The following is a 13,729-nucleotide window of genomic DNA, read 5'->3' as shown; positions in this document are numbered from 1 at the left end:
AAAGATACAGCTGGGGAACCAGTACCTGTCTGCCATCAACCAGCGCGGGAACATACCAGACAATATCCTTCGCAAGTGAGGCCTGTTCCATCATTTCATTAACAATTTGAATTCCCGTCTAGCTGTTAAACTACTTTTTTTTAATTAAAAGAATTTTAATTAAACAATTAATTATTTTTATAGAGGTTTAAAAATTTGCGAATACAAATAGGAATAATTACATATGTATAAACACACATAATTAACAAAATTATAGATAAGTTATAAAAATGTAATAAACTCATGTTTTTAGGAATAAAAAGGTTTTTGAGTATACCAAAAACTGTTAAAGGAAAGAAAATGATAAATATCAAGCTGCTTATTATATTTTTCATATAAAAATAAATCATGAGCAGTAATAATACATACGAATCAAGACCTATAAAGGACAAATATTTTTTTCTATAATTTTTTATTATGAAAAAATCAAAACTTAAACTTAAAGAAATAAATATAGATATAAATATTGTTAAATAATTTATATCTATTATAGGTATATTGTTATTAGATTTGATGTCTATTATTATAAAATATACTAAAACAACTATATTGATAAATAACTTTATTAAAAATATTTTTTTTATATTGTAAATTAAATAATTTTTCATAATGGTAACTTATTATAGGCAGTAAAAATACCTATAATAATTATTATTTTTTCAAAATATTTTCGTAAATAATTTTTTTTATAAATTTATAAAAACCAATGGGTACAAAAATAAAACTATAAATCCACATTAAAATTATAAAAATTATTATCCCATAAAAATTAAATATTGATAAATTATTAGAATCACCTGCAGCAATAAAGATAGGCATTAATGAAAACGGAAATACTAATGTTAAGAACATAGTATTAGTTAAATCGTTTTCAACAAAAAAAATAATTAATAAAATTATTGTATAAATATCCAATAATAAATATGACCAATATTTTTTATAAAATTTATTTAATAATAGAATATTAAAAAAAACACTTAAAATTATAAAAAATAATATAAATAATTTTATATAATCTAAATATAGATGTTCCAATTTATCTGATAAGGGAGGTTTAAAATCAATCAAAAAATATAAAATGATTATATTTAAAATGATTTTACCTAAAAGCAGGATATTGATTAACAGATAATTATTATGTTTTAGCATAATTACGCCCTTTTATCATTTTCCATTAATCTTTTGATTGAAATCGAATTTTATATTCAAAATATCTGTGTGTTTGCGCTCTATTAGCAACAGACCCGGAATGATAGTAAATCATATCTGGTTCCCATGTATTATTATGTTCATAAGGATCAGATGGGAAAGTTTCTACAAATCTATTTGTTGATGGATCACTCACTGGCGGTTTTGGTAATATACCCAAAAAAATTTAATAAATTTATAAATACATGTTGGAATAATTATAAAAGTATAAACCCATAAAAAAGATAAAAAAATATAAAGTGTTAAAATTTTTAATGTTCCAGTCGGTAGTTCTGCTATATAAATATAAGATATAGGAGCAAAAAAATTCATACATAATAAAATTAAAGCATCTTTATTTATTAAAATAAACAAACCAATGATAAATATATATAATTCCAATAAAAAGTTATATTTATTAAAATAATCAATTCTCCCGAATTTAAAGGATAATATTATATTTAGAATGATACTTGTTATTAAATAAATTAGTATGATTCTTTTAATCAAAATTAAATTAATTTCTGTGAAATTAACATCTTGAGTTACAAAAAACTTTCCTATTATAAAAAAAACAAAAACCATAAAAAATATATTAAAAATAAATTTTATATTCAAACTTAACGGACATTTCAAATAATTTCCTTTAAAGAAACTCTTCATATTACATTTCACCCTTACTTGTGATTAACATCATGAGACAATTGATCTTTGGTCTTATAATATTCATGGTTGGTTGCCCTATGTACAACTGTGGCAAAATGCAATCCAGCAGAATTCAAGATGTTATAGGGATACAAGACACCCTGATCTTCTGGTACCGCTGAAATATATTCTGTTTTAGTTCCTGTTATGGGATCGTTAATTAGTATCTACAATCTCATTTAATTAATTTATTTTTAACTAATTTAAATAGTTTATAAATACTCATAAAAATTATAATATATGTAGATATAAATAAGTAGGTTGCTAATCTAATTTTAGTTTCACTACAATAATTATCGCACATAAAAATTATACCAAATAATCCAAATAAAGAAAAACCTAAGGCATCTAAATTTTTTGTTTGAAAAATTACAATAAAAGCAACAGAAATTACATATATTTCTAACATAAAATAGAAAAAATTAAATTTTATATTTTTAAAAAAACATAATAATGATATTGTACTAATTGTTATTATTATTATAGATATAATTTTAATTAAATATATTATATTTATACTTTGTATTAAATTATAATTAAATATTATATAAATAATATAAAATATATAAATAAAATTTATTAAAATTTTATATTTTAAATATTTTTCCATATTTTTCCTTAATGATTCTGGATCAAATGAGATATTTGATTTTTTGTCTTATAATACTCGTGATTAGTAGCTCTATGTGCAACACTTCCAAAATGATATTGATAAAATGGTGCGTCCTTATCCTCTGGAGCAGCAGGTATAATTTCAGTTGTTGTTCCATGTATAGGATCATTAATCGGTGAATGTGGTGGGATATCTTTAATTGTATTTATAATCGTCCCATATCCAAATATATTAGAAACATTATTTAATTCATGAATGGGAGTTACAACATTTACTACAGAATTAACAATTACATTTGCTCCGTTTTGTAAGATATGCAAAGGTTCACCTTTTACATAGGTATTATATGAAATATTAGATATTGAATTGTTAACTGTATTATGGTTCAATCCTGCCGCATTAGTCGTTACCGAATTTAATCCTGTTATTTTACCTGCCGCATTTGCCAATCCTCCGCCAAGTGAATTTCCAGCAAATATTGGTGATCTACCACCTATATTCTGGTATATTTGATTGAATTCTTTAACTATTTTTAAATTATATTAAATTAAGAATAATTTTTATTCTTGTTTCTTAATATATTTATATATTTACAAGTAAATATTGGAATTATAATAAATGTATATAACCACATTATAATTAAAAAAATACTTAAACAAAAAGCACCAATTAAATTCAAATTATCCATATTAGGTATTGCACTACTTATGAAAACAATTGTAAGTGGAAAAAATATCATAGCTCCTAAGTAAATTATAATATTTTTCATAAATATAAATATTAATAACGTAATTAATATATAAATATCTATTATCGTAAACGGAATATATAATTTTTTATAATTTTTGAATAAAAAAATGTCAAAACTTAAACTAATAATAATGTATAAAATTAATAATATTCTTAAAAGATTTATATACATAAAATTATTATTATTTTTCAAATAAAAGTAACTAATTATTATTAAAATTAATAGTAATATAAAATTTATAGACATTTTTAAAAAAAGAATAAAATCTATATTTATTCCTACAAAACTCTTCATATCACATTTTACCCTTACTTATGATTAACATCATGAGACAATTGATCTTTGGTCTTATAATATTCATGGTTGGTTGCCCTATGTACAACTGTGGCAAAATGCAATCCAGCAGAATTCAAGATATTATAGGGATACAAGACACCCTGATCTTCTGGCACAGCTGAAATATATTCTGTTTTAGTTCCTGTTATGGGATCATTGATCGGTAAATGAGGAGGAATATTAACTTAGTATTGATTGCTTTAGTGTTTGTAAGAAGTTCTGAAATGATATTTGCCCCTTGAACTGAGACTGAAACACCACTTATCCCACCATTATTTACAATATAGTTTAATCCATCTTGAATTAAATGTAAAACTTCTCCCTTAACATAGGTATTGTATGATGTATGAAATAACGGATCATTTACTGTAATGTCATTTAATCCTGCAGCATTCGATGTTACTGAACTTAATCCTGACGCTTCACCTGCCGCATTTGCCAATCCTCCACCAAGTGAATTTCCAGCAAGTATTGGTGATCTACCACCTATATTCTGGTATATTTGATTGAATTCTTTACCTATATTTTGAGCCGCACTATATTCTGGCGAACCAAATCCTAACCCTTGGCTTACATCTTCAATTCCCTCATAAAACCAATGTGTAGTTCCTTTAAAGATTATCATAGGCGGAGTCAACGGATTATCAGGATCATTAGGCAGATACATAACTGATTCTAAATTTGTTGATTTTCCAGTTTCCGGATTTTTGGGATGATACAACATTTTGCTCAAACCATCCTGACCATCTATTCCCATCTTTCTCAACTCCTCATCCGTGGGAACATGATATTCGTCAGGTGGTAAAGCATCCTTATTGATTTTTCCATTTGCATCATAATATCCCCTGCTTTTTTCTGGAAAACCATGCACATACCCATCTGCCGCATGGTCGGCAATTTCCTTTTCCTCCATTGTCTGAACCAGTTTTTCATATCCTCCTTTTTGTATAGCTTTTTTGACCACTCCCCATGCTGTATCATTATATTCATTTATTAAGGATGCAATAGATGCCCCGTTTAATGCTTCCGTGGCACCTCCAACTGCACCGCCTGCTGCCGCTCCCGCTCCAGTAAATGCTGCATTGGTCAACAATATTTCCGGCCACCTTACCGGCAACTGTACTTGCAACAGCCGCTCCTGCGTTTCCACTAGTGACAGCGGCAATGGCGGCACTTCCTCCGGATTCAATAAGAATACGTCCGATATTATTTTTTGCATTCGTCTCGTCAAAACCCCATACACCGCTATTGTCCAGCTTGTCAGATACCTGTCCCATCACCTCACCAACAAGCTGCATTCCCGTCTGGCTGTTTTGCAATTCATTGGCAAGCCTGTTCGCATCAAACCGATTCTTTATATGACCATTTGCCTCATCCACGCTGGTGGCATACTGGCCGGTCACACTACCGGCATGTACCGTTATGTTATCTGATATGGCTGACTGACTGATGCTTTGTTCAGCATGTTTTCTCTGCGTTCCGCTGATCAGACCAGAATTTGCAGCAATATTGCTACCAATATAGCCAAGAGGACCCAAGCTTCCTCCAAGTCCTGCACCTCCAAGGCTTAATCCGCCTCCTGTAGCTGTCGCTTTCCATCTGGATTGATTGCTTTCACTTTCAGCGACCAGTTTTCCTGTATCAAAATGGTTTTTGGACTGGGCTGCCGTGCTGCTGATTACACCCGCCTTTAGATGCGTTGTATCCCCAACATGGATATCCACCCCTTCTTTGCCAGCGTAAATGCCAGAAAGCTGTTTGCCTGTGCTTTGATAATTATCCTTGATCTTTTGATTGCCATAGCTGACACCTCCAGCAGCTGATCCCGCACCAAGTGATATTTTGATGCTGGCCCCGGCCTGGCTCGAGTTGCTCTTATAATGAGAGATGTCCTGAGGGGTTACAATATCAAGATTGCCTGTATTGACACCGACATGATCGTTAGATACCGTCGCACCGTTGATCGTCGTTTTGCCAGAAGCATTGATTTTTATATCATTGGAGGCTATAACCGTGGTGTTCACTGATGTCAAGCTATTCCCCCGGGCATGTTGGGAGGATCCCTGACCATTGGCACCAAGTGATAATCCTGCATTACCTATCTCTATACCAGCCCCTCCTCCATAACTGTGACTTTTGCTATATTCATGCGTCGTGTCCCAGCCAGATTGCAATATTACATCATTGCCAGTCAGGGATACGTTATTACCGGCAAGATGGGCTGCCGTTGCAATTAAATCACCATTATGAACATCCGCCCTGTTATCCCCACGAGCCACAACATTGAGTTCATTACCGGCAACAGCTGAGGATCCAACCACATTGCTTTGTGAATATTCGCTGTATGATTTGCTAACATTAAATCCAAGTGCTGCAGTTCCAGAGATCAAACCTCTTCCAGTGCTGTTTCCATTCGTTGCAAGGGCATTGCCAACTACATATCCGCCCTGCATCGCATTCAGGGTTCTGCCAGCCGCACTACCCTTGCCGTGCATGTCAGAAGCTGACTGTCCTGAACAAGCCGCTTGGCCAGCCGCCGAATCCCCGGACAATCCTACACTTAAGCCCGCAAATACCGATGATCTTTTATGCGTTTCTTCTACTGTATTGTTCACTGTATTGAAATTTACTGATGATCCACTGATGTTAAGATCATTGCCAGCACTTAAATCAGTTCCCGTAAAGGTTGATGATCCCCCAGATACTAGATTCAAATCATGACCAGCACTGATTTCACTTGGTGTCCAATGAAATGTTTTGCTGGTATCTGTCTGCTTCATTGAGTGATAGCCAATTGATGTCATACCCCCGTTGAAACTTGCCCCCAATCCAGACTTGCTTTCATGATGATAATTGCTTGTTGTATCCTTAAGTGCGGTGGTGGCTATATTAAAGATTAACGTCTTCCTTGCCTGTAATTGTACCAGCTACATTCAGATCATGACCTGCAGCAAGAATTGTATTTTTTCCTGATAAAATAATTGAACCAATAGTGTTAATATCATGGGTTGCACTTATGCTAATATTTCCATTGGTAATGACATTACTACTGATTGTTTCAGAATAATTTCTCTTATTTTCGAATGAATTTGAATTGAATGAACCTGATTTATGTCCTCTAACATCAGTAAGGCTCTTGTCCGTGATGGCGTCAATGGCTGTATTGGTGCCATTGAGATTGTCACTGCCGCCCATGATGCCGGTAATCGCACTCGCACCGCCAATGATACCGGTATGGATCATGCCGCTGGCTATCTTGTTTATGTCCGTCGTGTCGTCATACCAAAAGAAAAAAGAATGCTTTATAAACTTATTGGGGGGTATCAGTGACTTTGGTTACTTGAAATAAAGGTTGACTGATTTGGTAAATTCTTTTTTTACCCAGCAAGTTGGGATATTGATACAACACCGATGAAACCAAATGATCTTGAATATATGCTGGATCAGGAGAATTAGTTGTCATGGAACCTACACCATGAAAAATCGTTTCATAAATGTCTTTATATTTAAGTGAGTCCGTTATATATTTATCGGGCATAAATTTATCAGGATAAGTACACAAATTTGTACTAAGTGAAGTATTATTACATATATAAAGTGGACTTTCCTTATTAACAGGTCTTACTAGACTGATTCTAAATATAATAGTATTCATGGTGACTTCATCGACATGATTTGTCCACATGGTGGTTGCTCCTGTACTTGGATCGCTAGAATATGGCACTTCAGATATAAATCTTTGTGTATAGGTATCAATTATTCCTGCGTCAATTAAAGCAAATACGGTTGGTTTTCCTCCATGTGTCATGGCCTGTTTTTCATTACCCTGGCTATCAATCCATTTAAATTTTTTAGATTTACCACTATCTCCACCATCTAATCCTGTATCTGTTAACTGATAGCCTAAATCTTGGAGCTTTTCTTCAGTATCCATTTTTGCTGTTAAAAATAAAGTAGCTATATCGCCATTTTTTCTCCAATCTGGATCATAACTTCTTGCCTTGGCAACATATTTTGTCAAGCTTTCCGGAACAACGACCCTGATTACATCATCCGTTTTGGAAAGGGGTTTCGCTGTCCCTTGAGTATTCCATATTCTTGTATAAAATATGTTAGGACCACAGGCAGTTAGAGATAAACACAGCATCATTAAACTTGCCAAAGAATAAAGTCTCATTTTGTATCCCCTTTCTTTTCAATCCGCTCCGGATTTCTGTCAGCCTGTTCGGCTTTGGGTTTCGGCCCCGCTTTATCGGTCGGCTTTTTACCCCTGTTTTTACCCTTCTCAATTTTGGGTGCGTTTTGGGCAAGTCCTGTCAGGCCACCCGTGATGGCGTCAATGGCTGTGTTGGTGCCATTGAGATTGTCACTGCCACCCATGATCCCGGTAATCGCACTCGCACCGCCAATGATCCCGGTATGGATCATGCCGCTGGCTATCTTGTTTATGTCCGTCGTGTCATCGTATTTTATATTTGAATTTGTTTTTGCAACTTCATTTTGTTTTGATGAAGAATTATATATTTTCTGACCTGTTAATCCTTTTTGATTTGTATTATTTACATCTTTATTTTTGTTTTTAGGGTCTAGAGGGTTTATATCCTTTCCGAAAGGACCATCAGGGAAGAAGTGGTTATAGATGATGTTGCCAGCCAATCCACCCGCTGCACCGGCAGCCGTTGGCCCGACATTGCCACCCCCCATGATCGCACCGCCAATCGAGGACGCGGCCCCGACTATCGCCGTGGCGTTCGCGCCATTGATCAGGGATTCATCAGGTTTCTTATTCAGGCCGATTTCTGAAAGCGCATGATTGAGATCCAGTTTGTCCTCTTCGTTTTTCACGTTCTCCGCACGCTTGTTCGCACTGACAACCGTGTCGACAATCATGTTGCCATACTTGTTCATGACCTCTGTCGCCTTGTTCTGGAGATTGAAATCATTGTTGATCTTGCCAGGATTGAACTTGTCCTCCATATAGCCGTTGGCCTCGTTGATATCATGCGAGAAATGGCCGTTCACGCTGCCCGCGTTCACGGCGATATTGTCCCCGATCACGGATTCAGTCGTTGAATGCTTGTTGTGAACGATACTGTTGCCAGATATCCTCGTGCCCGTTCCATTCCCGAGTATGTTTCCAGGAATATTCATGACTTCCTTACCACCCTCAACCGTGCCAACCGTATCTATACCATATTTGGTATCAAGATTTTGTTTCATCTGGATATCGAAACCGCTCCATATCGAATGGTTCCTGACTGAATTGCCCTGCAGGCTTCCTGTGGTGATCTGGTTTCTGGAGGCGTCGGCGGCACTGGTGATGGCGCCCGCTGTCAGGGTCGTGTCCCCCCTAACATTGACATTCAGCCCTCCCGTGCCGGCATAAATCCCGGACATCTCCTTTTCTGTCGACGCGTAATCATTGTCAATGACACGTATGTCCCCAAAGAGATCACCACTCGTATAAGGCGTGTCAGGTTTATTAAATTTAGTTGGTTTTGCAGTATTATTACTAATATCAGATAATGAATCATCAAGATTTGACCCATTACTTGCCTGCTGTTTTCCCTCACCAAAGTTGTGATAGTCGCTAAGGGGTGTGTGAAACTCCATGCCAACCGTCTTGTTATTGCTGTGATACCTGTTGACATTCTGCGGTGTGACGATGGACATGCTGCCTGTGTTGATGGTGATGGAACCGTTGCTTGGTGTTCCCCTGGTGATTGTTCCATCCCCGTTTTTCACATCGGGATTTTTGTTGACAATCTGCGCCCCATTGAGAGCAAGCCTGCCGTTTTCATTATTGATGGTGACCGAGTTTGTTCCGTTCACGACCGTGTCAATGGCCGTCTTGCCATAGGTCGTGGTCTTGCCCCAGCTCACCGATGCATCACCTCTCGCTCCAAACGCAAACCCGTGCGCTCCCACATTGGCATTCGCCCCTATATCCTCCCTGTTCCCGGAAATGGTCGTCTTGCTTCGACTGGTTCTGTATCCCGCATCCAGGCTGATATCCCGGCCCGCATTGAATATCACGTCGTTCCCGCTGATACTGCTGGCCGTGGCTTTGATATCCTTCACCGCATTCACACTCACTTTCTCTCCAGCCTTTATGGTCGATCCGGTATCCGTGACCGTCGTCGACGTCATGTGACTCTTATTCGTTGAATGCGTGAAGGTCGCCGTGATCCCTATAAGATTGTAGTCAACGGCTGTCGCCGCTCCATGGGCAAACGCTCCCGTCAGGATCCCGCTTTTCCCCAATCCCGCGTTGAGACCCTGGCTCGCCATGTCCGCGGCGTTTAGCGCCTCCATTCTCTCATCCGTCGTGTTGGCCGCCGCAAAGCCCGTCTTCGCAAGATTCGCCAGAAGACCACTAGCACTCAGGCCTATCCCCGTAAAGCTGTCCCTGTTGATAAGGAAGGATTATATGAGAATATGATGTTTTATTTATCATCGGTGACTTTGGTGACCTCGAAGAAAGGCTGGCTGATTTGAATTACACGTTTTCTACCCAGCAAGTTGGGATATTGATACAATACCGATGAGGTCAAATGATTTTCTATATAGTCAGGATCTCGTGCACTAGTATTCATTACTCCAACACCATGAAATATAGTTTCATATTGTGAGTTATTTCCCCAATAACTGTCAGGATAAATACATAAATCAGCACTTAAAGAGGAATTGTTGCATTGATAAAGGGGATTGTCTTTACCAATGGGTCTTACCAGTTTAATTCCTAAAACAATAGAATTAATGGTGACTTCATCGACATGATCTGTCCACATGGTGGTCGCACCTGTGCTTGGATCACTTGAATAGGGAACTTCAGATATAAATCGCTTTTTATAGGTATCCAGAACTTGAGAATCAACCAATGCAAATACGGTTGGTTTCCCTCCATGTGTCATGGCCTGTCTTTCATTACCCTGGCTATCAATCCAGTCTATTTTTTTTGGTTTACCACTATCATTTGAACTAAAATCAGTATCTGTTAACTGATACCCCAAAGCCTGCAATCTTTCTTCCGTATCAAGTTTAGCTGCCATTATATATGCAGCTAGTTTAGCATTTTTTTCCCAATCATCTTCTGCTGCACGTGTTTTTTCAACATATTTTTTTAGTCTATCCGATACAACAACCCTGATTACATCATCCGTTTTGGAAAGGGGTTTCGCATCTCCCTTCCTATTCCAGATAGGAATGTAAAACTTGTTGGCACAGGCAGTTAAAGATAAGCATAGCATCACTAAACTAGCCAAAGAATAAAGTCTCATTTTGTATCCCCTTTCTTTTCAGTCTGTTCAGCTTCGGGTTTCGACCCCGCTTTACCGGCCGGCTTTTTGCCTTTGTTTTTGCCCTTCTCGACCTTGGGTGCACTCTGGGCCAGTCCTGTCAGGCCACCCGTGATGGCGTCAATGGCTGTGTTGGTGCCATTGAGACTGTCACTGCCACCCATGATGCCGGTAATCGCACTCGCACCGCCAATGATACCGGTATGGATCATGCCGCTGGCTATCTTGTCTATGTCCGTCGTGTCATCATATCCAAAAGAAAGAAGAATGGTTTATAAATTTATTTAGGAATATCAGTGACTTTGGTAACCTGGAAGAAAGGCTGGCTAATTTGAATTACACGTTTTTTACCCAGCAAATTGGGATATTGATACAATACTGATGATACCAAATGATTTTCAATGTAATCTGAATCCCGTGCATTTGTTGTCATCGTACCCACGCCATAAAAAATTGTTTCATAATGGGAAATATCATTCCAATAACTGTCAGGAAAAGTACAAAAATCAGTACTCAAAGAGGAATTGTTGCATTGATAAAGGGGATTGTCTTTACCAATGGGCCTTACCAGTTTAATTCCATAAACTATTCTATTCATGACGACCTCATCGACATGATCTGTCCACATGGTGGTTGCACCTGTGCCTGGATCACTTGAATATGGCATTTCAGATATAAATCTTTGTGTATAGGTATCAAGAACTTGAGAATCAACCAATGCATATACGGTTGGCTTTCCACCATGAGTCATGGCCTGTCTTTCATTACCCTGGCTATCTATCCATTCAATTTTTTTAGATTTACCACTATCTCCACCATCTAATCCTGTATCAGTTAATTGATAACCTAAATTTTGTAACCTTTCTTCAGTATTTAATTTAGCCATACCAATATAAAATGCAAGTTTTGAACCTTTTAACCAATCAGGATCATTACTTCGTGTTTTAGCTACATATTTCGTATATCTATCCGGAACGATGACCCTTATTACATCATCCGTTTTGGAAAGAGGTTTCGCTGTCCCTTGTTGATTGCAGATAGGAATGTAAAACTTGTTGGCACAGGCAGTTAAAGATAAGCATAGCATCATTAAACTAGCCAAAGAATAAAGTCTCATTTTGTATCCCCTTTCTTTTCAGTCTGTTCAGCTTCGGGTTTCGACCCCGCTTTATCGGCCGGCTTTTTGCCTTTGTTTTTACCCTTCTCAATTTTGGGTGCATTCTGGGCAAGTCCTGTCAGGCCACCCGTGATGGCGTCAATGGCTGTGTTGGTGCCATTGAGATTGTCACTGCCACCCATGATGCCAGTAATCGCACTCGCACCGCCAATGATACCGGTATGGATCATGCCGCTGGCTATCTTGTCTATGTCCGTCGTGTCATCATATTTTATATTTTTTTCACTAGCATTTTGTGATTTTTGTTTAGAAGATATATGAGTTAATTTTTTTTCTAAACCACCTTTATGTTTATCACTACCATTATTTTGTTCATTATTTTTAGGGTCTAGAGGGTTTATATCCTTTCCGAAAGGACCATCAGGGAAGAAGTGGTTATAGATGATGTTGCCAGCCAATCCACCCGCTGCACCCGCGGCCGTTGGCCCGACATTGCCACCCCCCATGATCGCACCGCCAATCGAGGACGCGGCCCCGACTATCGCCGTGGCGTTCGCGCCATTGATCAGGGATTCATCCGGTTTCTTATTCAGGCCGATTTCCGAAAGCGCATGATTGAGATCCAGTTTGTCCTCTTCGTTTTTCACGTTCTCCGCACGCTTGTTCGCACTGACAACCGTGTCGACAATCATGTTGCCATACTTGTTCATGACCTCTGTCGCCTTGTTCTGGAGATTGAAATCATTGTTGATCTTGCCAGGATTGAACTTGTCCTCCATATAGCCGTTGGCCTCGTTGATATCATGCGAGAAATGGCCATTCACGCTGCCCGCGTTCACGACGATATTGTCCCCGATCACGGATTCAGTCGTTGAATGCTTGTTGTGAACGATGCTGTTGCCCGATATCCTCGTGCCCGTTCCATTCCCGAGTATGTTCCCAGGAATACTTATAACTTCAGTACCACCCTCAACCGTGCCAACCGTATCTATAGCGTATTTGGTATCAAGATTTTGTTTCATCTGGATATCGAAACCGCTCCATATCGAATGGTTCCTGACTGAATTGCCCTGCAGGCTTCCTGTGGTGATCTGGTTTCTGGAGGCATCGGCGGCACTGGTGATGGCGCCCGCTGTCAGGGTCGTGTCCCCCCTCACATTGACATTCAGCCCTCCCGTGCCGGCATAAATCCCGGACATCTCCTTTTCTGTTGACGCGTAATCATTGTCAATGACACGTATGTCCCCAAAGAGATCACCACTCGTATAAGGCGTGTCAGGTTTATTAAATTTAGTTGGTTTTGCAGTATTATTACTAATATCAGATAATGAATCATCAAGATTTGACCCATTACTTGCCTGCTGTTTTCCCTCACCAAAGTTGTGATAGTCGCTAAGGGGTGTGTGAAACTCCATGCCAACCGTCTTGTTATTGCTGTGATACCTGTTGACATTCTGCGGTGTGACGATGGACATGCTGCCTGTGTTGATGGTGATGGAACCGTTGCTTGGTGTTCCCCTGGTGATTGTTCCATCCCCGTTTTTCACATCGGGATTTTTGTTGACAATCTGCGCCCCATTGAGAGCAAGCCTGCCGTTTTCATTATTGATGGTGACCGAGTTTGTTCCGTTCACGACCGTGTCAATGGCCGTCTTGCCATAGGTCGTGGTCTTGCCCCAGCT

15 protein-coding genes and 1 pseudogene are annotated in these 13,729 nt (G+C 38.0%); 4 read left to right on the top strand and 12 right to left on the bottom strand.

Annotation, left to right across the window (positions count from 1 at the left end; genetic code table 11):
* Window positions 1–690: 690 nt before the first annotated feature.
* The 8 genes from H3R28_RS08875 to H3R28_RS08980 all read right to left on the bottom strand — a co-directional run bounded on the left by H3R28_RS08875 (window position 691) and on the right by H3R28_RS08980 (window position 8,609).
* Entirely contained in the window at window positions 691–1,188 is a 498-nt protein-coding gene (locus H3R28_RS08875; protein WP_198210690.1) for a hypothetical protein, read from the bottom strand.
* Between the two features lie 1,362 nt (window positions 1,189–2,550).
* Window positions 2,551–2,994 (bottom strand): hypothetical protein, encoded by a 444-nt coding sequence (locus H3R28_RS08870; RefSeq protein ID WP_198210697.1) that lies wholly within the window; start codon window positions 2,992–2,994, stop codon window positions 2,551–2,553.
* Between the two features lie 610 nt (window positions 2,995–3,604).
* Window positions 3,605–3,748: a hypothetical protein gene (locus tag H3R28_RS08865; RefSeq protein ID WP_198210689.1), complete on the bottom strand. Its 144-nt coding sequence runs from the start codon at window positions 3,746–3,748 to the stop codon at window positions 3,605–3,607.
* Between the two features lie 29 nt (window positions 3,749–3,777).
* On the bottom strand, window positions 3,778–4,722 hold the full coding sequence (locus H3R28_RS08860; protein ID WP_198210688.1) for a hypothetical protein: 945 nt from the start codon (window positions 4,720–4,722) through the stop codon (window positions 3,778–3,780).
* Window positions 4,619–6,520, bottom strand: coding sequence for a hemagglutinin repeat-containing protein (locus H3R28_RS08855; protein ID WP_408869275.1), 1,902 nt, complete (start codon window positions 6,518–6,520; stop codon window positions 4,619–4,621). The genes H3R28_RS08860 and H3R28_RS08855 overlap by 104 nt, the downstream gene beginning before the upstream one ends.
* Window position 6,521: 1 nt before the next feature.
* Window positions 6,522–6,875 (bottom strand): hemagglutinin repeat-containing protein, encoded by a 354-nt coding sequence (locus H3R28_RS08850; RefSeq protein WP_198210686.1) that lies wholly within the window; start codon window positions 6,873–6,875, stop codon window positions 6,522–6,524.
* Window positions 6,876–6,942: 67 nt separating this feature from the next.
* On the bottom strand, window positions 6,943–7,809 hold the full coding sequence (locus H3R28_RS08845) for a hypothetical protein (protein ID WP_198210685.1): 867 nt from the start codon (window positions 7,807–7,809) through the stop codon (window positions 6,943–6,945).
* Entirely contained in the window at window positions 7,806–8,609 is an 804-nt protein-coding gene (locus H3R28_RS08980) for a hypothetical protein (protein ID WP_198210684.1), read from the bottom strand. The genes H3R28_RS08845 and H3R28_RS08980 overlap by 4 nt, the downstream gene beginning before the upstream one ends.
* Window positions 8,610–8,705: 96 nt before the next feature.
* Between H3R28_RS08980 and H3R28_RS08975 the strand changes: the two genes are divergently transcribed.
* Window positions 8,706–8,894: a hypothetical protein gene (locus H3R28_RS08975; protein WP_198210683.1), complete on the top strand. Its 189-nt coding sequence runs from the start codon at window positions 8,706–8,708 to the stop codon at window positions 8,892–8,894.
* A 558-nt stretch (window positions 8,895–9,452) separates the two neighbouring features.
* Here H3R28_RS08975 and H3R28_RS09115 read toward each other — a convergent pair.
* Both H3R28_RS09115 and H3R28_RS08835 read right to left on the bottom strand, forming a co-directional pair.
* A pseudogene (locus H3R28_RS09115) lies at window positions 9,453–9,782 on the bottom strand (hemagglutinin repeat-containing protein); the annotation flags it as partial.
* 296 nt (window positions 9,783–10,078) lie between these two features.
* Window positions 10,079–10,912 (bottom strand): hypothetical protein, encoded by an 834-nt coding sequence (locus tag H3R28_RS08835; RefSeq protein ID WP_198210696.1) that lies wholly within the window; start codon window positions 10,910–10,912, stop codon window positions 10,079–10,081.
* Window positions 10,913–10,984: 72 nt separating this feature from the next.
* On the opposite strand from H3R28_RS08835, the gene H3R28_RS08830 reads away from it, so the two are divergent.
* Window positions 10,985–11,218, top strand: a complete 234-nt coding sequence (locus H3R28_RS08830; protein ID WP_198211034.1) for a hypothetical protein — start codon at window positions 10,985–10,987, stop codon at window positions 11,216–11,218.
* On the opposite strand, the gene H3R28_RS08825 is transcribed toward H3R28_RS08830, so the two are convergent.
* Window positions 11,211–12,047: a hypothetical protein gene (locus H3R28_RS08825; protein ID WP_198210694.1), complete on the bottom strand. Its 837-nt coding sequence runs from the start codon at window positions 12,045–12,047 to the stop codon at window positions 11,211–11,213. The genes H3R28_RS08830 and H3R28_RS08825 overlap by 8 nt on opposite strands.
* Window positions 12,044–12,739 carry a hypothetical protein gene (locus H3R28_RS08820; RefSeq protein ID WP_198218615.1) on the bottom strand — a complete coding sequence of 232 codons (696 nt, stop codon included), beginning with the start codon at window positions 12,737–12,739 and terminating at the stop codon, window positions 12,044–12,046. Before H3R28_RS08820 ends, H3R28_RS08825 begins: the two co-directional genes overlap by 4 nt.
* A 183-nt stretch (window positions 12,740–12,922) precedes the next feature.
* Between H3R28_RS08820 and H3R28_RS08815 the strand changes: the two genes are divergently transcribed.
* A complete protein-coding gene (locus H3R28_RS08815) occupies window positions 12,923–13,111 on the top strand; it encodes a hypothetical protein (protein ID WP_198218614.1) in 189 nt (62 codons plus the stop codon).
* A gap of 339 nt (window positions 13,112–13,450) precedes the next feature.
* Window positions 13,451–13,729: hypothetical protein (locus H3R28_RS08810; RefSeq protein WP_198218613.1), on the top strand; the 279-nt coding region annotated here is incomplete at its 3' end.

This window comes from Commensalibacter sp. M0268 (assembly GCF_016101925.1).
GTDB lineage: Bacteria > Pseudomonadota > Alphaproteobacteria > Acetobacterales > Acetobacteraceae > Commensalibacter > Commensalibacter melissae.
The sequence above is the reverse complement of the archived record's forward strand: the minus strand, read 5'-3'. Positions and strand labels throughout refer to the sequence as shown.

Excerpts from the sequence above, each read along its gene's own strand:
- H3R28_RS08875 (WP_198210690.1), bottom strand. The coding sequence starts at position 1,188 with ATGCTAAAACATAATAATTATCTGTTAATCAATATCCTGCTTTTAGGT.
- H3R28_RS08850 (WP_198210686.1), bottom strand. The coding sequence starts at position 6,875 with ATGATCCATACCGGTATCATTGGCGGTGCGAGTGCGATTACCGGCATC.
- H3R28_RS08845 (WP_198210685.1), bottom strand. The coding sequence starts at position 7,809 with ATGAGACTTTATTCTTTGGCAAGTTTAATGATGCTGTGTTTATCTCTA.
- H3R28_RS08980 (WP_198210684.1), bottom strand. The coding sequence starts at position 8,609 with ATGGAGGACAAGTTCAATCCTGGCAAGATCAACAATGATTTCAATCTC.
- H3R28_RS08975 (WP_198210683.1), top strand. The coding sequence starts at position 8,706 with ATGCTTGTTGTGAACGATACTGTTGCCAGATATCCTCGTGCCCGTTCC.
- H3R28_RS08835 (WP_198210696.1), bottom strand. The coding sequence starts at position 10,912 with ATGAGACTTTATTCTTTGGCTAGTTTAGTGATGCTATGCTTATCTTTA.
- H3R28_RS08825 (WP_198210694.1), bottom strand. The coding sequence starts at position 12,047 with ATGAGACTTTATTCTTTGGCTAGTTTAATGATGCTATGCTTATCTTTA.
- H3R28_RS08820 (WP_198218615.1), bottom strand. The coding sequence starts at position 12,739 with ATGATTGTCGACACGGTTGTCAGTGCGAACAAGCGTGCGGAGAACGTG.
- H3R28_RS08815 (WP_198218614.1), top strand. The coding sequence starts at position 12,923 with ATGCTTGTTGTGAACGATGCTGTTGCCCGATATCCTCGTGCCCGTTCC.